The organism is Plesiomonas shigelloides, assembly GCF_900087055.1.
Classification (GTDB): Bacteria; Pseudomonadota; Gammaproteobacteria; order Enterobacterales; family CAMTGL01; genus Plesiomonas; species Plesiomonas shigelloides.
This window is the reverse complement of sequence record NZ_LT575468.1, coordinates 3,212,841-3,233,538: the sequence shown is the minus strand read 5'-3', so window position 1 is coordinate 3,233,538 and position 20,698 is coordinate 3,212,841. Positions and strand designations below refer to the sequence as shown.

General features: G+C 55.4%; 18 protein-coding genes. 10 read left to right on the top strand and 8 right to left on the bottom strand.

What is annotated here, in order from left to right; genetic code table 11:
- Positions 1 to 897 precede the first annotated feature (897 nt).
- Positions 898 to 1,551 (bottom strand): ribosome biogenesis GTP-binding protein YihA/YsxC, encoded by a 654-nt coding sequence (gene yihA, locus NCTC9997_RS14395; RefSeq protein WP_010864959.1) that lies wholly within the window; start codon positions 1,549 to 1,551, stop codon positions 898 to 900.
- Between the two features lie 175 nt (positions 1,552 to 1,726).
- Here yihA and NCTC9997_RS14390 point away from each other — a divergent pair, with 175 nt between their 5' ends.
- The 4 genes from NCTC9997_RS14390 to hemN all read left to right on the top strand — a co-directional run bounded on the left by NCTC9997_RS14390 (position 1,727) and on the right by hemN (position 5,345).
- Positions 1,727 to 2,353 (top strand): c-type cytochrome, encoded by a 627-nt coding sequence (locus NCTC9997_RS14390; protein WP_010864958.1) that lies wholly within the window; start codon positions 1,727 to 1,729, stop codon positions 2,351 to 2,353.
- Between the two features lie 535 nt (positions 2,354 to 2,888).
- Positions 2,889 to 3,443 carry a Der GTPase-activating protein YihI gene (gene yihI, locus NCTC9997_RS14385; RefSeq protein WP_047706592.1) on the top strand — a complete coding sequence of 185 codons (555 nt, stop codon included), beginning with the start codon at positions 2,889 to 2,891 and terminating at the stop codon, positions 3,441 to 3,443.
- The gene (locus tag NCTC9997_RS14380; RefSeq protein ID WP_064978314.1) at positions 3,443 to 3,913 is read left to right on the top strand and encodes a DUF2489 domain-containing protein; all 471 of its coding nucleotides are present in this window, start codon (positions 3,443 to 3,445) and stop codon (positions 3,911 to 3,913) included. Before yihI ends, NCTC9997_RS14380 begins: the two co-directional genes overlap by 1 nt.
- A gap of 43 nt (positions 3,914 to 3,956) precedes the next feature.
- The gene (gene hemN / locus NCTC9997_RS14375) at positions 3,957 to 5,345 is read left to right on the top strand and encodes an oxygen-independent coproporphyrinogen III oxidase (RefSeq protein WP_064978313.1); all 1,389 of its coding nucleotides are present in this window, start codon (positions 3,957 to 3,959) and stop codon (positions 5,343 to 5,345) included.
- A gap of 150 nt (positions 5,346 to 5,495) precedes the next feature.
- Here hemN and add read toward each other — a convergent pair whose 3' ends face one another.
- The 5 genes from add to glnA all read right to left on the bottom strand — a co-directional run bounded on the left by add (position 5,496) and on the right by glnA (position 11,629).
- The gene (add, locus tag NCTC9997_RS14370) at positions 5,496 to 6,503 is read right to left on the bottom strand and encodes an adenosine deaminase (RefSeq protein WP_064978312.1); all 1,008 of its coding nucleotides are present in this window, start codon (positions 6,501 to 6,503) and stop codon (positions 5,496 to 5,498) included.
- Positions 6,504 to 6,616: 113 nt separating this feature from the next.
- Positions 6,617 to 8,032: a nitrogen regulation protein NR(I) gene (gene glnG, locus NCTC9997_RS14365; RefSeq protein ID WP_064978311.1), complete on the bottom strand. Its 1,416-nt coding sequence runs from the start codon at positions 8,030 to 8,032 to the stop codon at positions 6,617 to 6,619.
- Positions 8,033 to 8,158: 126 nt separating this feature from the next.
- Positions 8,159 to 9,211 (bottom strand): nitrogen regulation protein NR(II), encoded by a 1,053-nt coding sequence (gene glnL, locus NCTC9997_RS14360; protein WP_064978310.1) that lies wholly within the window; start codon positions 9,209 to 9,211, stop codon positions 8,159 to 8,161.
- A 129-nt stretch (positions 9,212 to 9,340) separates the two neighbouring features.
- Positions 9,341 to 9,943, bottom strand: a complete 603-nt coding sequence (locus NCTC9997_RS14355; RefSeq protein ID WP_064978309.1) for a hypothetical protein — start codon at positions 9,941 to 9,943, stop codon at positions 9,341 to 9,343.
- Positions 9,944 to 10,219: 276 nt separating this feature from the next.
- Complete coding sequence (gene glnA, locus NCTC9997_RS14350) at positions 10,220 to 11,629, bottom strand: glutamate--ammonia ligase (RefSeq protein ID WP_010864950.1); 1,410 nt, start codon at positions 11,627 to 11,629, stop codon at positions 10,220 to 10,222.
- Between the two features lie 536 nt (positions 11,630 to 12,165).
- Here glnA and typA point away from each other — a divergent pair.
- The 6 genes from typA to fabY all read left to right on the top strand — a co-directional run bounded on the left by typA (position 12,166) and on the right by fabY (position 18,306).
- Complete coding sequence (gene typA, locus NCTC9997_RS14345) at positions 12,166 to 13,986, top strand: translational GTPase TypA (RefSeq protein WP_010864949.1); 1,821 nt, start codon at positions 12,166 to 12,168, stop codon at positions 13,984 to 13,986.
- Between the two features lie 186 nt (positions 13,987 to 14,172).
- Positions 14,173 to 14,778: an HAD-IA family hydrolase gene (locus NCTC9997_RS14340; RefSeq protein WP_010864948.1), complete on the top strand. Its 606-nt coding sequence runs from the start codon at positions 14,173 to 14,175 to the stop codon at positions 14,776 to 14,778.
- A 71-nt stretch (positions 14,779 to 14,849) separates the two neighbouring features.
- Positions 14,850 to 15,716 (top strand): virulence factor BrkB family protein, encoded by an 867-nt coding sequence (locus tag NCTC9997_RS14335; protein WP_010864947.1) that lies wholly within the window; start codon positions 14,850 to 14,852, stop codon positions 15,714 to 15,716.
- Between the two features lie 69 nt (positions 15,717 to 15,785).
- Entirely contained in the window at positions 15,786 to 16,769 is a 984-nt protein-coding gene (pip, locus tag NCTC9997_RS14330; protein WP_064978308.1) for a prolyl aminopeptidase, read from the top strand.
- Positions 16,770 to 16,815: 46 nt separating this feature from the next.
- A complete protein-coding gene (gene dtd, locus NCTC9997_RS14325; protein ID WP_047706580.1) occupies positions 16,816 to 17,250 on the top strand; it encodes a D-aminoacyl-tRNA deacylase in 435 nt (144 codons plus the stop codon).
- A gap of 111 nt (positions 17,251 to 17,361) precedes the next feature.
- On the top strand, positions 17,362 to 18,306 hold the full coding sequence (gene fabY, locus NCTC9997_RS14320) for a fatty acid biosynthesis protein FabY (RefSeq protein ID WP_010864944.1): 945 nt from the start codon (positions 17,362 to 17,364) through the stop codon (positions 18,304 to 18,306).
- Here fabY and NCTC9997_RS14315 read toward each other — a convergent pair.
- Together NCTC9997_RS14315 and NCTC9997_RS14310 are read right to left on the bottom strand one after the other, a co-directional pair.
- Positions 18,240 to 20,306 (bottom strand): AsmA family protein, encoded by a 2,067-nt coding sequence (locus tag NCTC9997_RS14315; protein WP_064978307.1) that lies wholly within the window; start codon positions 20,304 to 20,306, stop codon positions 18,240 to 18,242. The two genes, fabY and NCTC9997_RS14315, sit on opposite strands and share 67 nt — an antisense overlap.
- 45 nt (positions 20,307 to 20,351) lie before the next feature.
- Entirely contained in the window at positions 20,352 to 20,645 is a 294-nt protein-coding gene (locus NCTC9997_RS14310) for a hypothetical protein (RefSeq protein ID WP_010864942.1), read from the bottom strand.
- Between the last annotated feature and the right edge of the window lie 53 nt (positions 20,646 to 20,698).

The window sequence follows — 20,698 nt, the reverse complement described above, 5'->3', positions numbered from 1 at the left end:
TCTTTTATCTGCGTTTTGCCGCTTTTTTCCCCACAACGTCGCCCCTTGTTACCGTTTTTCCCGCTGCTGGTTACTCTTTTTCCCGTTGATGATGGCTCTTTTTCTCACACTGCGTCGTTTTTGTGAGCGCGGTCGCCGATTTTATCGCCTAGAAATTAGAGTAATTACTTTAAAATGTTTCTAAGTGCGATATAATCATTTCGCTCTTCTTGTTTATCTTATTTTTTGTCTGTGTGATGGCGGCGTTGTCACCAGACTCACATTTTTGCTTACGTATTTTTTTCGGGCCGGCTTTTGCCGGCCTTTTTGTTGCCTGTCTACCCGCTGCCCACCTTCTCCAGTAATTTGTTGTAAAGCTACAGCTTGCGCACACTTATTTCTCGATGAAAAATCAAATTGCCCTGTTGCGCGTGCTGCTGCACAAGCGCCGCACAAGCATAGTGTGGCATGGGTTTGCTAAGAGAGATTCGCACCACCGATTGTGAATACAAAGAGGTGTGGCCGTGAGCAGGGAAAAGGACAGAGAAGCAGAACAGGGAAACAGAACCGGTCGGGCGTATAACCGAATGCGCCAAACATAACACTGTCGTGTTAGATCGCGGCAGGATCTGACGTATCGTTGCTAAATCGGGCTTTTATCAGACAAGGTGCTATGAAGTAATGTGCGTATTCGTGAGGGGAATCAAGAGTGCAGCGCAAACTTATGTATGATGGTGCGATCTTACACAAAGATCTTGCGAAACCGCGCAGGATCGAAGATCCTTAACGGCATAACAATAAAAACCTCCTATTTCTCTCCCGTTGCCCCACCGTACGGTGGGGACTTATTTCCCTTTTCGCGACCCATCTCGCTTCGATCTAGCATAACGTGACAGGCAACGTGTCAGTCACCGAACTTTATTCTGCGTCGCTATCGTCCGCATCCAGTTCAGCCTGATTCAGGGCATCAATCTCGGTGGTAAACCAGGTATCCAGCTTCTGGCGCAGCTTATCCACACCCAGTTTTTTCAGGGAGGAGAACGCTTCGACTTGAATATCACCTTCGAACGCCAGTACGGCTTCGCGCACCAGATTCACCTGATTTTTACGGGCACCACTGGCCAGCTTATCGGCTTTCGTCAGCAGCACCAGCACCGGCAGGCCGGACTCTACCGCCCACGCAATCATCTGCTGATCCAAGTCTTTGAGTGGATGGCGGATATCCATCAGCACCACCAGACCACGCAGGCATTCGCGTTTTTGCAGGTATTCACCCAGCGCGCGCTGCCATTTGCGCTTCATCTCTTCCGGTACTTCGGCATAGCCGTAACCTGGCAAGTCGACCAGACGCGCCTGCTCGGCCACTTCAAACAGGTTAATCAGCTGAGTACGGCCAGGGGTTTTACTGGTACGCGCCAAGTTTTTCTGATTGGTCAGGGTATTGAGCGCGCTGGATTTGCCCGCATTCGAACGGCCGGCGAAGGCCACTTCGATGGCGTTGTCCACCGGAAGGTGACGGATATCCGGTGCGCTAGTAACAAAATGGGTAACGTGATAATTAAATTGAGCCACGGAGCGATCTCCACCTTAAGTCAAATGTGGTGTGATGATTTCTTTTATGTGAAAATGTGTAAAATATCTGTTGTAATAGTGCGTAAGGCACTGCGCTGACCGCCGAAACCTTACGGTAACGGACAGGATTATCCGTTATTGGCATAACAACAATCATATAGCTAAATGGAACGCCATGAAAAAATTTGCGCTCGTGATTTCAATGATGCTGGGTGTCAGCGGTGTTGCGCAGGCACAGGGAAACGCAGAAGCGGGTAAGAAGATCGCCGCTGCGGTGTGTGTGGCCTGCCATAATGCTGACGGGAACAGTACCATCCCCGTCAATCCAAAATTGGCCGGACAACATAACAAATATCTGCTCAAGCAGCTAAAAGAATTCAAACTGGCGGCGGACTCCGGCGGTAAGCAGGGGCGCGCGAATGCCATCATGCAAGGTCAAGTGGCGGCCTTGTCTGAGCAGGATATGCAAGATTTGGCCGCTTGGTTCTCCGAGCAAGTCTCGGCTCCTGCCTATACCGATAAAGCCAGTGTGGAGCTTGGCAAACAGCTGTACATGGCCGGGGATAAGCAGCGCGGCATTCCGGCCTGTGTCGCCTGTCATGGTCCGCGTGGTAATGGCACCGGCTTGTCGGGCTTCCCGAAAATCTCCGGTCAACATGCTGACTATATCAGTGCTCAGCTGACCGCGTTTCGCGCCGGACAGCGACAAAATGATCCGAACTTGATGATGCGGCAAGTGGCTGCGCATCTGACGGATGCAGAAATCAAAGCGCTGGCCGGTTATGTTGGTGGCTTGCACTGACCGTGTTGCTCGCTGGCCAGATTCTCTGGCCGGTGAGCAAATCGCGCAATGGTCAAATTTTCCGCTTTTTTACTGTGAAGTGGCGCACAATCACTGGGCCTTACGATTGCCTGCGCAGTACGGACGCGTAGATTAGCTGGGGCAGTGGAACCGGTATGGCGGGAATGCCGTGCCAGATAATGCGTCACCACCGACGCTGCTGTCAGGCAGTGGGTGAGTGGGGTTAGCGGCAGGACGCCGTGGTGGACATCAAAGATTGCACGGATGATAGAAAGCATCAGGATGGTGTGATAGCAAGAGCTTACGCGCAGGGAAAGCGGACAGACCAGTTTAGGATGCACTCGGGGAGAGTTGTTATCCCCAGATGAAAAGAAGACACGATTCTTTCATGGGCAGCGTTGAACGCTGCCTTTTTTATTTGCTATTTACCCTCTTTTTGCTAGATTCCGGCGCTTATATTCCAGAATGCTCTATTTCTGAGCGTAAACACTGGCATAATGTTGTTTACTGATCCCGCATCACAATTGGTGTTGATATGACCCGCGAAAAGAAATCCCGTAAAGTGCCTGCTCTGAAAAGTGCCCCTCGTGCGCCGAAAAAGAGCCGCGCTGAAATTGATCAGCTCTCCCGTGAGCAAAAACGTCTGAAAAAGCGTAAAGGTCTGCGCTCTGGTTCACGCCAGAATGTGGCTGAGCAAGGCCAGCAAAATGAAGGTCGCGCTGTAAAAGACCCACGTATCGGCAGTAAAAAGCCGGTGCCGTTGATGGTGGAATTTGTCAACCGTCAGCCGAAAAAACCGGCGGTTGCTGCCGCGCCAGCGAAACCAAAACTGACCCCAGCAGAAGAGTTGGCGATGCTGGAAAATGACGAGCGTCTGCACCTGTTGCTGGATCGCGTCGACGCTGGCGAAAGCTTGAGCAGCGAAGAGCAATCCTACGTGGATAACGCGCTGGATCGCGTGGATGAGCTGATGCAAATCCTCGGTCTGACCGACGAGGAAGAGAGTGCAGAACAAGACTCACAGGCGCCGGGCAATAGCCCAGAAGATCTGTGGGAGCGCTTTAACAACAGCGATCCGAAAGCATTCTGATGGCGTGGCAACAGGGATTAGTGCTTGCAGCAGTCATGGTACTGCTGCCGCTCGGTCTGTATGCCGGCTGGCTGCTCGGACGCCTCTGGCGTCAGGGGCAGCTGCAACGTCAGCAACAGGCTGCGCTGGCGGCGCATCGTCGCCAGCATATGCTCGATAGCATCCGTACCATCGCACGGGCGATGCAAAGCGGGCAGTGTGAATTGGCTGAAGGCGTGCTGCGCATTGGGCGGCTGCTGGAGCTGTTGGCGGAACAGGACAAACCGGAACTGGCGCGCGACTTTCCGGCGATGGCAGAGCTGTATCAGGTCGTGGCAGAAATGCCGACCCATGACGCTCGCAAGCAACACAAGCGCAATCAAATAATGAAATGGGATTTGGAGCGAGTCCGGGCCGAAGAGCGCCTGCAGCCCGCCATTGAACAGGAGTTGCCGCAGTTGCTGGCATGGTGCGCCAAATACCCTGAATAAAGTGCCGTCGCTGGAGCGGCGGCCATGTGGAAGGAATTAAAGCATGTCTGAGTCAGTGTCAGTGACGAACCCAACGCAGTGGGATTTAGATCTCATCCAAAAATATAACTATTCTGGGCCTCGTTACACCTCCTACCCGACCGCTCTTGAGTTTCACGAGGGCTACCAGCACAGCGATTTTGCCGAAGCGGCCGCCCGTTATCCAGAGCGTCCACTTTCGTTGTACGTACACATCCCATTTTGCCATAAGCTGTGTTATTTCTGCGGCTGCAACAAAGTCATCACCCGTCATGCTCATAAAGCCGACCACTATTTGGACGTGCTGGAGCAAGAGATCCGCGCCCGCGCCCAGCTGTTTGCTGGACGTCTGGTGACGCAAATCCACTGGGGTGGCGGTACGCCGACCTTCTTGAGTAAAGCGCAGGTTTCTCGCCTGATGGCACTGCTGCGGGAGAACTTCCACATCCTGCCTGAGGCTGAAATTGGCATTGAGCTGGACCCGCGTGAAATCGAGCTGGATATGCTGGATCACTTGCGTAGCGAAGGCTTTAATCGCATGAGCATGGGGGTGCAGGACTTTAACAAGGAAGTGCAGCGTCTGGTCAACCGCGAGCAAGATGAAGAGTTTATCTTTGCCCTGATGGCGCGGGCGCGTGAGCTGGGTTTTATCTCCACCAATATCGATTTGATTTACGGTCTGCCGAAGCAGACACCGGAAAGTTTTGCGTTTACCTTGCAGCGAGTGATTGAGCTCAATCCGGATCGGTTAAGCGTATTTAACTATGCGCATTTGCCAGCCCGCTTTGCTGCACAGCGTAAAATTCGCGATGAAGATTTGCCCTCTCCGGTGCAAAAGCTGGCTATCTTGCAAGAGAGTATCCAGATGCTGTGCGGGGCCGGTTATCAGTTTATCGGGATGGATCACTTTGCCCGGCCGCAAGATGAGCTGGCGGTGGCGCAGCGTAACGGCGAGTTGCACCGCAACTTCCAAGGTTACACCACCCAAGCGGAGTGCGATCTGTTGGGCTTAGGGGTCTCGGCGATCAGCATGCTGGGCGATCACTATGCGCAGAACCAGCGTGAGCTGAAGCATTATTATGCCGAGGTTGAAGCGCACGGCCATGCCTTAGCCAAGGGGCTACGCATGAGCGACGAAGATTGTCTGCGCCGTGATGTGATTAAAGCGCTGATTTGTAACTTCCAACTGCGCTTTGCCGATATCGAGCAGCAGTATAGTATCGATTTCAACCAGCACTTTGCCGAAGATTTGCAGCTGTTAGCGCCATTGGCCGCTGATGGATTGTTGGAGATGGATGCACAGGGCATTCGAGTGTTGCCGCGAGGTCACTTGCTGATCCGCAATATCTGCATGTGCTTTGATACTTATCTGCGCCAGCAAGCGCGTCGCCAGCAGTTCTCGCGTGTGATTTAAAACCTGCGAATGTGTGGGCGGCGTAAGCTGCGAGTACGAGTGAGTACGCAAAGCTCTCAGTACAGCAAATCAGGACAAAAAAAAGCGGCCTTTGGCCGCTTTTTTCTTGAACGCAATACGCACTGCTGTGGCGCAGCGTCGCGCGATGTATTACATGCTGCGCGCACGTGCTTGCGCACGCAGTTCGGCTTTATCGCTATCGCTTAAGAACGCTTGATGCATGCCGTTTTCCTGCGCTTGGCGAATTTGCGCTGGAGTCAGACCCGCTGCTGGTGCGGCGACATTGTATTCGTGCGCAATTTCGATGCCTTCTACTGCCGGATCGTCGGTATTGATGCTGGCGACAATGCCGTGCTGCAAGAAAGTTTTCAGTGGGTGGTCGGCTAGCGCGCTGACCGTGGTGGTCTGCACGTTGGAGGTCAGGGCTGATTCAATGCCAATGCGGTGCTCGGCCAGATAATCCATCAGACGCGGATCTTCGATGGCTTTTACGCCATGACCAATTCGCTCTGCGCCCAATTGCTGAATAGCTTGCCACATGCTGGCTGCGCCCGCCGCTTCTCCGGCATGCACGGTGATGTGTAAGTCGGCATCGCGTACTTGGCTAAAGTGCGGCACAAACAGCTCACCCGGTTGGCCGAGTTCATCACCGGCCAGATCGATAGCGACTAAGTGTTGGCGACAGGCCAGCAGCGCATCCAGCTCTTGCTGGCAGGCGGTGGTGCCGAACGTACGGCTCAAAATACCAATCAGGTTGGCTTTCACGGTAAAGTCACGGCGGCCTTGCGCAATGCCGTCGGCGACTGCTTCCACCACGCCCTGTACTGGCAGGTTGTGTTTCATCGCCATGTAGTATGGTGAGAAGCGCAGCTCGGTGTAATCCAGACCGGCGTTATCGGCATCTTGCATGTTTTCATAGGCAACGCGGCGGCAGGCATCCAGATCGGCCAGTACTGCCACGCCCCAATCCAGCTTTTGCAGGAAGCTGACCAGTGTCGGGGCATTCTCGGTGATTTGTACGTGCGGCAGCAGATCCGGCAGGTTATCGGCGGGCAGCATGATGCCGTGCTGTTGACCCAGCTCCAAAATGGTCGATGGACGAATATTGCCGTCCAGATGACGGTGTAAGTCGGTCAACGGTAAATCGCGTGCAATCATGCAAAGGCTCCCCAGTGTATTTTAGTTGGTGTGACAGTATAGACACTGGGGTGAAAATCGCCTAACCCTGTTACGGTTAAAAGTGTGACGAATATCGCTTTAATTTGCCGTGGTCAGTGGATCCCTAATTCCTTAAGTTTACGGGTCAGGGTATTGCGCCCCCAGCCCAGCAGGCGGGCCGCTTCTTGTTTGTGACCTCGGGTATGTTGCAAGGCAGCATCGAGCAGTAATTGCTCAAACTCCGGTTGCAAAGTGGTGAGTAAATCCTCCTGACCCCGCGCCAGTTGTTGTAACACCCACTGTTGCAGCGGTTGCTGCCAGTTTAGCGCCGAGGCGGCTGTATCAACACTGCTGGCGGGGCGGGTTAATTCAGCCGGTAAATCGGAGACAAAAATCTCCTTACCGGCGGCCATGACGGTCAAGCCACGACAGATGTTTTCCAGTTGGCGCACATTGCCCGGCCAGTGAAACTCGCTCATGACCCGTAGGGTATCCGGATGCAACGTTTTTGCTTCAACCCCGAGTTCGCGTGCGGCACTGAGCAGAAAATGGCGACTTAACGCGGCGATATCTTGGCGTCGCTCACGCAGGGCGGGCAGCTGTAAACGGATCACATTCAGGCGATGGAAGAGGTCTTCGCGAAACAGCCCTTCGCGCACGCGCGCTTCCAGATCTTGGTGGGTGGCGGCGATGATGCGCACATCCACGTGCAGCGGAGTATGGCCGCCGACGCGGTAAAATTGGCCGTCGGCCAAGACCCGTAGCAGGCGAGTTTGGATATCCAGTGGCATATCGCCGATTTCATCCAAAAACAAGGTGCCGCCGTTTGCCTGTTCAAAGCGCCCCTGACGTACCGCGCCGGCACCGGTAAAGGCACCTTTCTCATGGCCAAACAGCTCCGATTCAATTAAGTCTTTCGGAATGGCCGCCATATTCAGGGCGATAAAGGGCGCGCTGGCACGTGGGCTGTGGCGATGTAGGGCGTGGGCAATCAGCTCTTTACCGGTACCGGACTCGCCATTAATCAGCACGCTGATGGCGGTGCGTGATAGGCGGCCAATGGCGCGAAACACCTCTTGCATGGCCGGCGCTTCGCCGATGATTTCGGATTGCGCGCCGCGCACTGGTTCATTGGCGGGGGCGCGTTGCTGGCGCTGTTCAAGGCTGTGTTGCAAGGCGCGCTCAACCAGTGCCACCGCTTCATCTAAATCAAAGGGCTTGGGCAGGTAATCAAAGGCTCCGCGCTGATAAGCGCTGACCGCGGCATCGAGATCGGAGTGGGCGGTCATGATGATCACCGGCAGCTGCGGTGCTTGCTGTTGCAGCTGACCGAGCAGGGTCAGGCCGTCCATGCCCGGCATGCGGATGTCAGAGAGTAGGACATCCGGTTTGCTCTGTTGCAGCGCGTCTAGCACGGCGGCGGCGCTGTCGAATGTTTCACAGCGGATCTGGCTGCTACTGAGGGCCTTGTCCAGTACCCAGCGGATGGCGCTGTCGTCATCCACCACCCATACCCGTCCTTTCGTCATGCCGTGCGCCTCGTGAACTTGCTGATTGGTCTATGTCGCGATATTAGGCTATCGCGTGGGCTTAGTTTAAGCCGCTGGGAATTAACGTTCCAATATTCGAGCTAAATTCATGCCAACTTGATGCCGCTATTTGCGTAGCGGCAGGTAAATGGAAAATTCGGTATGCCCTGGCCAGCTGCTGCACTCAATCTTGCCGCGATGTTGGTCAATCAGATTACGGGCAATCGATAGCCCTAAGCCGTGGCCGCCTTCGCGTCCGCTGACCATCGGGTAGAACAGCGTATCTTGCAGCTGTGCCGGAATTCCGGGGCCGCTGTCGATGATATCGAGCCGTACCGCCAGCCGGTAACGTTCACCGTGCAGGGTTTGCTGAAAGGCGGTGCGGGTGCGCAGGGTGATGGTGCCGGGTTGTTCACCGAGGGCTTGGACGGCGTTGCGCACAATATTGAGGATCGCTTGCTCAAGCTGCTCAGGATCATGCTCGAACTCCGGCAGGCTGGGGTCGTAATCACGAATTAAGGTGATGTGGGTGGGGGTTTCCAGCTCCACCAGCTTGCGTACTTGCTCCAGTACCACATGCAGATTTTGTTCGCTGCGCACGCCCGGGCGCTGTGGGCCAAGCAGCCGGTCGACCAGATTACGTAAGCGATCGGCTTGGGCGATGATCATGCCGGTGTACTCGGTCAGTGCCGGATCGGGCAAGGCGCGCTCTAGCAACTGCGCCGCACCGCGCAGGCCACCGAGCGGGTTTTTGATTTCATGCGCTAGCCCACGTACCAGCTCGCGCGCTGCCGATTGTTGCGATTGTTGCAACTGCTCTTGGCTTAGGCGGCGATGGGTATCCAACGGGTGCAGCTCCACCAGCACGGTGTGCTGAGCACCGGTATGCAGGTGCTGGGCGGTGAGCTCGACGATGCTGGCTTTGCCGTCAATCACCAGCGTGACTTCGTTATCGGTAAAGCTTTGCTGCTGCTCCAATGCCTGGCGCATCAGCGTCAAATCCAGCGAGATATATTCAATCAAGGCAGGCAGCGGCACGCCAATCAGCTTGCGGGCGCTGTGCGACAGCAATTGTTCGGCGGCCGGATTGGCATAGTGGATGTTCAGGCTATTATCCAGCAACAAGACGCCGGTTTTCAGGTTGTGCAGCAGGGATTGAGCAATATCCGGCTCCATCATGGCTCCTTGGCAGCAAAGGTGCGCCGCGGGTGGCGGCGCACGGAAACTGTCTGTCACTATAATCGAGCCGGCGGCCTTTGCCACCTTAACTTATCGACGCGGGTCGGCACTGGCGCTGCATGATAGGCCTTACTTGGCGCGCGGCTGAATCGGCGGGTTGAGCGCTTCGCGGTTCAAAATGCTGGCGCGGTGTAAAAATACCGTGACAGGCGGTGCGGAGGCGATCACTTTACCGTTTTCCAGCAAATCCGCACTCAGCTGATGCGAGCCGCGATCGATATTGTTCAATTGCTGCTGGATACTGCGGCTCGGTTCCCCTACCGCTTGGCCATCGATTTTCAGCTGAATGGTTTGCTGCTCGGCCAATTTCGGCACCACCATCACGGTGACATCAATATTGCCGCTGTTGTTACGCACGGTCGCTTCATCAATCGGTGACAAGATGGCTATTTGGGTCGCCACGTTGCCTGCGAGTGCGGGGCCGGCATTAGTGCTGCTGCGGGTACTGCGCGCGGGCGCGTTCGCGTTATTGTTCAGGCGCGTCGAGGGCAGCTTGCCGCTGTCATATTTGATGGGAGCGGCCGGGGTGATTTCACGGCAGGTGGCCCCTTTGGGCTGGTTAGTGCTGAAGTGGGTAATGCCGTTGGCATCGGTCCATGAACAGATCAGCCGAGTCTCACTGGCAAACGCCGATAGGGTGGCAAACAGCAGTGTCAGGCAAAACAGGCGCATGACGTTCTCCGCAGATGAAAAAGGAAATGGCCGAGCGGGTAGCGCGTACTGCCAAGCAGTGGGGCGGACGCGGTTGGACGCTCAGACAATGATGCTTAAATAGCGGTGCTTAAATGATGGCGTCTAAATTATGGAGCCATAAGTTATGGCGCTAAGTGTCGATGCTCGGGGGCCGTGGCGGCAACCATAAAAAAGCCCGCCTGTGAGGCGGGCTGAAAGTTTCCACGGCAACAAAAAAGGTTGTTACACGCACTGCCGTTGAAATGACACGGCGTATTACACGCTGTAGTACATTTCGAACTCAACTGGGTGCGGCATCATGCGCACGCGGTCGATATCGGCGTGTTTCAACTCAATATAGGAATCGATAAAGTCGTCGGTGAAGACGCCGCCACGGGTCAGGAACTCACGGTCGGCATCCAGCTCGCTCATGGCCTCTTCCAAAGAGCCGGCCACGGTTGGGATCTCAGCGGCTTCTTCTGGCGGCAGATCGTACAGGTTCTTGTCCATCGCATCGCCTGGGTGGATCTTGTTGGCGATACCGTCCAGACCGGCCATCAGCTGAGCAGCAAAGGCCAAGTATGGGTTAGCACCTGGATCCGGGAAGCGTACTTCGATACGGCGCGCTTTCGGGCTCGCAACCACTGGGATACGGATAGACGCGGAGCGGTTACGCGCTGAGTAAGCCAGCATAACTGGCGCTTCATAACCTGGTACCAGACGCTTGTACGAGTTGGTGGTTGGGTTGGTGAAGGCGTTCAGCGCTTTGGCGTGCTTGATGATGCCGCCGATGTAGTACAGTGCCATTTCAGACAGGCCGGCGTACTTGTCACCGGAGAACAGGTTCACGCCGTTTTTCGCCAGTGATTGGTGGCAGTGCATGCCGGAGCCGTTGTCACCGAACAGTGGTTTTGGCATGAAAGTCGCGGTCTTGCCGTAGGCGTGCGCCACGTTGTGTACCACGTACTTGTAAATCTGGATTTCGTCAGCCTTGATGGTCATGGTGTTGAAGCGGGTCGCCACTTCGTTTTGACCGGCAGTGGCCACTTCGTGGTGGTGAGCTTCTACCACCAGCCCCATCTCTTCCATCACCAGACACATTGCAGAGCGCAGGTTCTGGGAAGAATCAACCGGTGCCACAGGGAAGTAGCCGCCTTTTACGGCTGGACGGTGGCCTTTGTTACCGCCATCGTATTCGGTGCCGGTGTTCCATGCCGCTTCGATATCATCCAGTTGGAAGAAGGAGCCGGAGATGCCGGTTTTGAAACGCACGTCATCGAACACAAAGAATTCTGGCTCTGGGCCAAACAGCACGGTGTCGGCGATGCCGGTGCTGCGCATGTAGTCTTCGGCGCGTTTGGCGATAGAGCGTGGGTCACGATCGTAACCTTGCAGGGTGCCTGGCTCTAAGATGTCACAACGGATAATCAGGGTGCTGTCATCGGTGAATGGGTCTAAAACCGCGGTTGCCGGATCCGGCATCAGAACCATGTCAGATTCGTTAATCCCTTTCCACCCTTCGATGGAAGAGCCATCGAACATTTTACCTTCTTCGAAGAAGTCGGCATTCACTTGGTGAGAAGGAATGGAAACGTGCTGCTCCTTGCCTTTGGTGTCAGTAAAGCGCAGATCAACGAATTTCACTTCGTGCTCTTGCAGCATAGCTAATACGTGTTCAGCTGACATGGTGTAACCTCCGATGTTGTCGCAATGTTTTATGTTGTCGTGGACTGCCAAAAATACTTTGTAGCGATGTAGGTCTTGGTCACTAGGCCGCTGCGGACCTTCATGGGGTATATAGCGAGAAGTGTGCCAAGTTTTCAAAACCTGTTTTGCCGCGTGCGGCTGCGGCTGGTCAGGGTGCAACGGCGCGGTATCCACAGAGGCGTTGCCATTTTTTGCACCGTGATGGGGAATCATTGCGCCATTTTGGTGCAATGCAGGAATTGATATCCTCTATAATAGGTTGGTTGTATAATCCTTCAGCAAAATTATGCGCAGAAAGCGCAACCCTGCCGTAAAGATCATATTGCCTGCGATATGTGGCAGCAAAATTACGATTCTTCTGTAATAATGTTCACACTTTGATTGTGCAGCTTGTGAAACGGCTCACGCCGGCAGTCAGCTAAACTTGCCAGTAATGTTTTGCTGTGATCTGTTTAGTCTTTTGCTCAAGCTGTGTACAATATCCGCTAATTTGTTAACCCCCAGAGACCACATCTGTGATTGAGAATCTGCGTAATATCGCCATCATTGCCCACGTTGACCACGGTAAGACCACCCTGGTTGATAAGTTGCTGCAACAGTCCGGTACCCTCGGAGATCGTAGCGACGCCACTGAACGTGTAATGGACTCCAACGATCTGGAAAAAGAGCGTGGGATTACCATCCTGGCTAAAAACACGGCCATCGAGTGGAATGGATACCGCATTAACATCGTTGATACCCCAGGTCACGCCGACTTCGGTGGTGAAGTAGAACGTGTGATGTCGATGGTAGATTCCGTACTGTTGCTGGTAGACGCAATGGACGGTCCTATGCCACAAACCCGTTTCGTTACGCAGAAAGCCTTTGCTTACGGCCTGCGTCCGATCGTGGTTATCAACAAGGTTGACCGTCCGGGCGCGCGTCCTGACTGGGTGGTGGATCAGGTGTTTGACCTGTTCGTGAACCTGGGTGCAACTGACGAGCAGTTGGACTTCCCTATCGTTTACGCTTCTGCTCTGAACGGTATTGCCGGTCTGGAAGCGGACGAGATGGCTGAGAACATGACTCCACTGTTCGAAACTATCGTTAAGCACGTTGAGCCGCCGAAAGTTGAGCTGGAAGCTCCATTCCAGATGCAAATTTCTCAGCTGGACTACAACAACTACGTAGGTGTTATCGGTATCGGCCGTATCAAGCGTGGTTCTGTTAAGCCAAACCAGCAGATCGTTATCGTGGATAGCGAAGGCAACCGTCGTAACGGTAAAGTCGGTAAAGTGCTGGGCCACATGGGTCTGCAACGTATCGAAGCGGAAGTGTGTGAAGCGGGCGATATCATCGCAATCACCGGTCTGGGTGAGCTGAACATCTCCGATACCCTGTGCGATCCATCCGCCGTTGAAGCGCTGCCAGCGCTGACTGTGGATGAGCCAACCGTAACCATGTTCTTCTGCGTTAACACCTCTCCATTCTGCGGCCGCGAAGGTAAATTCGTGACTTCCCGCCAGATCCTGGACCGTCTGCGCAAAGAGCTGGTACACAACGTGGCCCTGCGTGTTGAAGAAACCGAAGACCCGGATGCATTCCGTGTATCAGGTCGTGGTGAACTGCACCTGTCCGTTCTGATCGAAAACATGCGTCGTGAAGGTTACGAGCTGGCGGTATCCCGTCCGAAAGTAATTTTCCGTGACATCGATGGCCGCAAACAAGAGCCGTTCGAGCAAGTGACTCTGGACATCGAAGAGCAGCACCAGGGCTCTGTGATGGAAGCGATGGGTCTGCGTAAGGGTGAAATGCGCGACATGATCCCGGATGGCAAAGGCCGTATCCGTCTGGATTACATCATCCCTAGCCGTGGCCTGATCGGCTTCCGTACCGAGTTCATGACCATGACTTCCGGTACTGGTCTGCTGTACTCCAGCTTCAGCCACTACGATGACGTGCGTCCAGGTGAAATCGGTCAGCGCATCAACGGCGTTCTGATCTCTAACGGTACCGGTAAGGCTCTGGCGTACGCGCTGTACAGCCTGCAGGATCGTGGTCGTCTGTTCCTGGGTCACGGTACCGAAGTGTACGAAGGCCAGATCATCGGTATCCACAGCCGTTCTAACGACCTGACCGTTAACTGTCTGCAGGGTAAGAAGCTGACCAACATGCGTGCTTCTGGTACTGACGAAGCGACCACGCTGACTACCCCAATCAAGATGACTCTGGAACAAGCGCTGGAGTTCATCGATGATGACGAACTGGTTGAAGTGACTCCGCAGAGCGTGCGTCTGCGTAAGAAACACCTGACCGAAAATGATCGTAAGCGTGCGCATCGCGGCAGCAAAGACTAATTTGTCAGGCTAGTATAAAAAGACCGCAGGCATTAAGCCTTCTGTCGAATAATCCAAAGAGGGAGCCGGTAGGCTCCCTTTTTTTATGCTTTTTATCAGTGCGTTATAGCTGTGATTGGCTTTTGTCCCCAGCAGGTACTTATTAGACATCTGGCGATATTTAAGGCAACAGCAAGGAGTGAGCGGGTGTTATATATCTTTGATTTGGGCAATGTGATTATCGATATCGATTTTCAGCGCGTGCTACAGGTATGGAGTCAGCACAGTGGGGTGCCGGTGGCTACTTTGCAGGCGCGCTTTACCCATGATGCGGCGTTTTGTGAGCACGAGCGCGGGACCTTGAGTGATGCCGAGTTTGCCGAAGCGGTGAACCGAGTGTTAGGCATGCAATTGAGTTTTGCCCAGTTTGCCGAAGGGTGGCAGGCGATTTTTGGCGCGCTGCGTATGCCGGTGATTGAGCGCATGCAGCAACTGCGTGCGGCGGGTGAGACGGTGGTGGTGCTGTCGAACACCAATGCGCTGCACTGTGAGTTATGGCCGAGCCTATACCCACAAGTGGCGCACAGCGCCGATCGGGTCTATCTATCCAACGAGATGGGATGGCGTAAACCACAGCCGCAAATTTATCAGCAGGTGCTGGCAGATACCGGATTTACGCCGGCACAAAGCTGCTTTTTTGATGACAATGCCGACAATATTGCCGCCGCGCGCGCCTTAGGTATTGAGAGCGTGTGGGTAAAAGATGCGCAAACTGTCTTGGAATATTTCCGGCAGCGGGATCTCGGGGCGTAATTCGGCAACAGGATCGTTACTATAGGCACTGATTAATACAACGTGATTGATACAGTGAGAAGGACATTGTCATGGATACGCCATCTTTTGTGCGCAGTTGGGCGCAAGTACGGGCCTTTGCCGGTCTGCTATTGGCGCGCAGCAATGAAAACCGCCTGACGGTGACGGCCGGTTATTTAGCTTATGTGACGTTGCTGTCGTTGGTGCCGCTGGTGACGGTGGTCTTTTCGGTCTTTACCGCCTTTCCGGTGTTTGTCGGGGTGACCGATAAGGTGAAGCACTTTATTTTCAGCAACTTTGTCCCAGCGACCGGGGATGTGGTGCAAACCTATCTGGACGAGTTTGTCTCTAACTCCAGCAAGATGAGTGCGGTGGGGATCATCGCCTTGGTGGTGGTGGCGCTGCTGTTGATTTCGGCAGTGGATAAAACCCTGAACCACATTTGGCGTAGCCAGCGGCGTCGTCCGGCGGTGGTGTCGTTTGCCATTTATTGGATGATTTTGACGCTGGGGCCGTTGTTGGCCGGTGCCAGCTTAGTGACCAGCTCGTATCTGTTATCCCTGAAATTGCTTACCGATACGGGGATTAACGGGGTGCTCGACAACTTGCTGCTGCTGTTCCCGTTTGTGTTGTCCTCGCTGGCGTTTTGGTTGCTGTACAGCGTGGTGCCTACCGAGCGGGTACCGACTCTACATGCGCTCAGTGGCGCGCTGATCGCGGCGTTACTGTTTGAGATCAGCAAAAAAGTTTTCACCCTGTACATCACTTTTTTCCCATCGTATCAGGTGATTTACGGTGCGCTGGCGGTGATCCCGATTTTATTTGTCTGGGTTTACTTAAGCTGGTGTATTGTGTTGTTTGGTGCCGAAGTGACCGCAACCTTGGGTGAATGGCGACGGACACAGGCGCTGCAAGACGAGCCGTCACCCACGTTATAAATCGTGAACCGCTGGCCGCCATCAGGCTGGCACATATAGCTCGGCACCTATTCGCAGGAGGGAAGGCTTATGTTTCATCTGTATCCGCCCATTCAGCCGTATTACAGCGGGTTTATCCGCCGCGGTCAGCACCAGATTTATCTGGAGCAGGTTGGTAATCCGCAGGGGCTGCCGGTGCTGTTTGTGCATGGTGGACCGGGGGCGGGGTGCAATGAGACCAGCCGGCGCTTTTTCGATCCGCAGCGCTTTCGGGTCATTTTGTTTGATCAGCGCGGTTGTGGTCGATCATTGCCGCATGGGCAGTGGCACGATAATCAGGTCAGTGATCTGTTAGCCGATATTGAAGCGATCCGCGAAGAGCTGCAGATCCCACGCTGGCTGCTGTTTGGTGGCTCGTGGGGCAGTACGCTGAGCTTGCTGTACGCCGAGGCCTTCCCTGAGCGGGTGCAAGCGTTGGTGTTGCGCGGGATTTTCTTGGGGCGTCAGCGCGATCTGGAATGGCTGTATGGGCCCCATGGTGCGGCGCAAATGTTCCCGGAGCATTATCGGCACTTCATTGCGCCGCTGATGCCAGACATTGATGAGAGCAATGCACGTTTGTCGGCCGATACGGTGCTGGAAGGCTATTGGTCACTGCTCACTTCAAATAATGAGCTGGAGCGCAGCGCGGCAGCCCGGAGCTGGGCGTTGTGGGAAGCGCATCTGATACAGCTGCTGCCCGATCCGCAAATCTTAGAGCAGATGGGCAGTTTGCAGCATGCGGTGGCGCTGGCTACCCTCGAGTGCCATTACTTCCGCCATCGGTTATGGCAACCGGATAATCATATTTTGCTCAATGCCGAACGCTTGGCGGCGATCCCTCTGTATCTGGTGCATGGCCGTTATGACATGATTTGCCCGCTAGAAAATGCGTGGCTGGTGCAGCAGGCGTTGCCGCATGCTCAGTTGCAGGTGGTGCCAAATGCCGGTCACTCGGCGTTAGAGCCGGGGATCACTGATGCATTGATCCGCGCGTTGCACAGCGCGGCCGCCGACGCGGAGTCGGCCTCGTAAATCGTAAGAAAATCAGCAGTAGGTTGTACACAAGGAGTTGCAGTAAATGATTGGATTGATTCAGCGCGTCAGTGAAGCCAGTGTGACCGTTGACGGAGAAGTGACCGGCGCTATCGGCCCGGGCTTGTTGGTGTTGCTCGGTGTGGAGCAAGGGGATGATGAAGCCAAGGCGCGCCGTCTGGCGGATAAAGTGTTGGGTTACCGCATTTTTGAAGACGAGCAGGGCAAGATGAACCTGAACGTGCAACAAGCCGGTGGCAGTGTGCTGGTGGTATCGCAGTTTACCTTGGCGGCGGACACCCAAAAGGGGCTGCGCCCCAGCTTTTCCCGCGGCGCAGCGCCCGATGACGCGCAAGCGTTGTATCGCTATTTTACCGATTACTGCCGTGGCCAATTGCCGACCGAAGAGGGCCGGTTTGCCGCCGATATGAAAGTGGCTCTGGTCAATGACGGTCCGGTGACCTTCTGGTTGCAGGTGTAACCGGCAAGCTCTTCTTTGCTGCGCCGGCCAAACCGGTGCACTGGGTGAGTTTCTCACCGATACATCTTAGATCGATAGATCTCAGAGCGATGGATTGCAAGGAGTACAAGGATGTACCGCTTAAGTACCCCCACCACTGATGAAGCGCTGGCGCGCTATTATCACTTTCGCTGGCAGATGCTGCGGGCACCGCTGCACCAACCGCCCGGCTCAGAGCGCGATGGCTATGACGCCGGTGCGCATCACCAGATGGTGGTGGATGAGCACGATAATCCGGTGGCCATCGGGCGGGTCTATATCAATGCCGATGATGAGGCGGCGATCCGTTTTATGGCGGTGCATCCCGATTTACGCGGGCGCGGTTTGGGCACGCTAGTGGCCATGGCGCTGGAGTCGGTGGCACGGCAAGAAGGCGCGCGTCGTGTGGTATGTAGTGCACGGGAAGAGGCGGTGGCCTTTTTCACCCAACTGGGCTACCAGAATCAGGGGGAGTTGCAGACCGCCAGCAGCACGCCGGTACGCCATTTTCTGATGATCAAGCCGCTGGCTGACCTCGAGACTATCTTGCACCGTCCAGATTGGTGTTTGCAGCTGCAACAGGCGTGGTATCAGTCGATCCCGATCAGTGAAAAGATGGGGATCAAAATCATGCAGTACACCGGCCAGCGCTTTGAAACCAGCTTGCCGCTGGCGGCCAATCAAAATCCGTATGACAGCGTGTTTGCCGGAAGCCTGTTCTCGCTGGCGACTTTAACCGGCTGGGGCTTGATTTGGTTACTGCTGCGTGAGCGTAATCTGGGCGGTGAGATTATTCTGGCCGATGCCCATATTCGCTATCCGCATCCGGTCGGCAATCGACCACGGGCGGTGGCTGATTTGAACGATTTGGGTGGCGATTTGGATCGTTTAGGGCGCGGACGCAAGGCCCGCGTTCAGATGAAAGTGCGGTTGCTGTCGGATGACAGCCCCGGCGCGGTGTTCGTCGGGACTTATTTGGTATTACCGGCCGGTTGTGGGCCACATGCCGGTAACGGCGTGACGTCGACGCTGCTTTGAAGCGGCGGGGCTGCTACGGAATCGTCGGCGACAGCATTTGCTGGCGTGTTGGATTGCCAGTAGCGCGTGAGGTGCTCACACAAGCTGGGATTGGAGAGCGTCAGCTGCAACTGGGTGCGCTGGACGGCATCTGGCGTGCTGACGGTGCGTGCATAGCGACCGGTGAGGCTAAAGGGAAGCTGACCGGCGGCGCTGGCTTGTTCAATGTTCACCATCCCGCCAGCGGCGCGCAGGCGCAGTTGCAGATTACGCAGCAAGGTCATTTGCCCTTCTTGCTGGCTCAGATCCAACCAACGCCGTGGGTTGTCACCGGCTTTGGCTTCGGCAAACAGGCCGGCGGCCGCCGTATTTTGCAGCATCGCTTGCTCGGCGCTGACGGTCAGTTGTCCACTGAGTGGGCGTAGCCCTTGATCTGGGGCGCGTGCGCTGCTGGCCAGTTCCAGATGAATATTACCAAAGCCACGTAATGGCAGCGCTGACCAACCCCAGCGTTGCAGGCTATCTAAGGCCACTTGCTGGCCGGTGAGGCTTAAGGTGAACGGCCACTCCCCTTGTTGCTGCAAGCTGCCACTCCCTTCCCACAATCCTTGTCCACCAAAGGCGCTCAGCTCATGCAAGGTCAACTGACCGTCTTGTGCCTGCAGGTCTAACAGCAGGTGGCGTAAGTCCACTTTGTTGACGGTGGCATCGCGAGCATTCAGACGTAGACTGCCTTGCCACAGCCCCCAGTGCTGGTCACGGATCAGTTGCAGGTTACTGCCACTGGCACCCAGCGCGGTGAACTGGAAAGGAAAACGCGGACGGATATCCACCAGTAAGTTGTTATTTACATCGAGGCGCAGCACATTCAGCTGTTGCAGCCAGCTCGGTAGCGGTTGGGCGAGCCAGTGCAGCCAGCTATCAGGCAGGGTGTACTCAATACCGCTGATCCCCACTTCATCCAGCTGCAGGCTGTGTTGGGCGGCATTCCAACGCCCGTAGGTGCGCAGCAGTCCGTTTTCAAAGCGGGTGCTGACATCATCCAGCGTAATGCCATCAGGGGTGAAGGTCAGCTTGAGTACCGGATCGCGCAGGTGTACATCGCGGTAGACCAGATCGAGTGCATTCAGACTGAGCAAGCCATCGCGGGATTGCAGGCGGCCTTGGCCGAGTTGCAGGTCTTCGGCGCTCAAGTCCAGATCGTTAACCGACCAATCATTGCCCTCAAAGCGCGCATCCACCAGATCCAGATTGTGTAAGGTGATGGCCGGTAAACGCTGCCACAGACGACTGAGGACTTGCGGCAGACGGTTATCTTGCAAGCGCAAACGGGTTAGACGCAGATCGCGCAGACTCCAGTGGCCGTCGCGGCTACGCTCGCCGCGGCCACTGATTTGGCCTTGCAGCATATCAGCACCAAAATCTTGCAGCAGTAACCGGCCTTGTTGCCAGCGGCCGCGCAGCAACATCCGCTGCAATTCCAGTTCGCCATAAGTCAGGCTCTGGGCGCTGAGTTCAAAGCGTGAATCATCGCCGAGCCAGCCGCCGGGGCCGGGAATAAACGGGGTGATCCCGCCACTGACCGGATGCGCCACCAGTAAGCGGCCATCGAGTGGCGTACTGAGCGCCATGTTTTGCAGCAGCAGTTGGCGCGCTTGCAATGGGGGTTGGGCTTGCGGCTGTAATACCGCCGGTAGGCGCAGTTCACCGTCTTGCAGGCGAATTTGTTGCCAGTGGCGCGGATGGGTCAGGGTGTACCAACCCATGCGCAGGGTGACCGTTCCGGCATCCAGCAGCGGTTCACTTCCACGGCTGAGGCGTACTTCACGCAGGCGAATTTCGGCGGGATTAAGCGGACTGTGTTGTACGCCGGCAATGGTTATCTGGTACCCACTGCGGCGCGAGAGCAGATCACTGAGCCAGCCAGCACCGGTTGGCGTTTGCAGCAAGGCATAGGCGAGAACCAGCGCCAGAGCCAGCAAAATCAGAAGGGTGCACAGAAATTTGCTCAGTAATTTCATAGGCCATGCATCTCGTTTGGGTCCGCGCCATTACGATCGCCGCCGTCAGGATAACAGCAGATCGTTACATTTCTCCGCGTCACGGCGGGCCGCACCGGTGGCGAGCGGAGTGGCAGTCTCGGGCAGCCAATCGATAGTCAGTCCGCCGCAGCGCTGACGCAGTCGCGCCATGTGCTGTAACAGCTCGGGCACCGGTCCTAATTGCTGATGGGCGCTTTCCAGACAGCGTAAGGCCGGATGCAGCATATCTTGCTCGATAAGTAACGCGGCCAGCAATAACAGCTCTTCTGGGCGGCGTTGTTGCAGGATCTGATTGAGCAGGCGGAAATTATCGGTCATCACTCCTCCATGAGCAGATGGCTGCCTGATATAGCAGTCTGCCTGTTTCCGAG

Bases quoted from the DNA above. Each gene is read 5' to 3' on its own strand.
- glnG (WP_064978311.1), bottom strand. From the start codon at position 8,032: ATGACGAAAGGACGGGTATGGGTGGTGGATGACGACAGCGCCATCCGC.
- NCTC9997_RS14335 (WP_010864947.1), top strand. From the start codon at position 14,850: ATGGATACGCCATCTTTTGTGCGCAGTTGGGCGCAAGTACGGGCCTTT.
- glnL (WP_064978310.1), bottom strand. From the start codon at position 9,211: ATGATGGAGCCGGATATTGCTCAATCCCTGCTGCACAACCTGAAAACC.
- dtd (WP_047706580.1), top strand. From the start codon at position 16,816: ATGATTGGATTGATTCAGCGCGTCAGTGAAGCCAGTGTGACCGTTGAC.
- NCTC9997_RS14315 (WP_064978307.1), bottom strand. From the start codon at position 20,306: ATGAAATTACTGAGCAAATTTCTGTGCACCCTTCTGATTTTGCTGGCT.
- NCTC9997_RS14355 (WP_064978309.1), bottom strand. From the start codon at position 9,943: ATGCGCCTGTTTTGCCTGACACTGCTGTTTGCCACCCTATCGGCGTTT.
- glnA (WP_010864950.1), bottom strand. From the start codon at position 11,629: ATGTCAGCTGAACACGTATTAGCTATGCTGCAAGAGCACGAAGTGAAA.
- yihI (WP_047706592.1), top strand. From the start codon at position 2,889: ATGACCCGCGAAAAGAAATCCCGTAAAGTGCCTGCTCTGAAAAGTGCC.
- pip (WP_064978308.1), top strand. From the start codon at position 15,786: ATGTTTCATCTGTATCCGCCCATTCAGCCGTATTACAGCGGGTTTATC.
- NCTC9997_RS14390 (WP_010864958.1), top strand. From the start codon at position 1,727: ATGAAAAAATTTGCGCTCGTGATTTCAATGATGCTGGGTGTCAGCGGT.
- NCTC9997_RS14380 (WP_064978314.1), top strand. From the start codon at position 3,443: ATGGCGTGGCAACAGGGATTAGTGCTTGCAGCAGTCATGGTACTGCTG.
- fabY (WP_010864944.1), top strand. From the start codon at position 17,362: ATGTACCGCTTAAGTACCCCCACCACTGATGAAGCGCTGGCGCGCTAT.
- add (WP_064978312.1), bottom strand. From the start codon at position 6,503: ATGATTGCACGCGATTTACCGTTGACCGACTTACACCGTCATCTGGAC.
- hemN (WP_064978313.1), top strand. From the start codon at position 3,957: ATGTCTGAGTCAGTGTCAGTGACGAACCCAACGCAGTGGGATTTAGAT.
- NCTC9997_RS14310 (WP_010864942.1), bottom strand. From the start codon at position 20,645: ATGACCGATAATTTCCGCCTGCTCAATCAGATCCTGCAACAACGCCGC.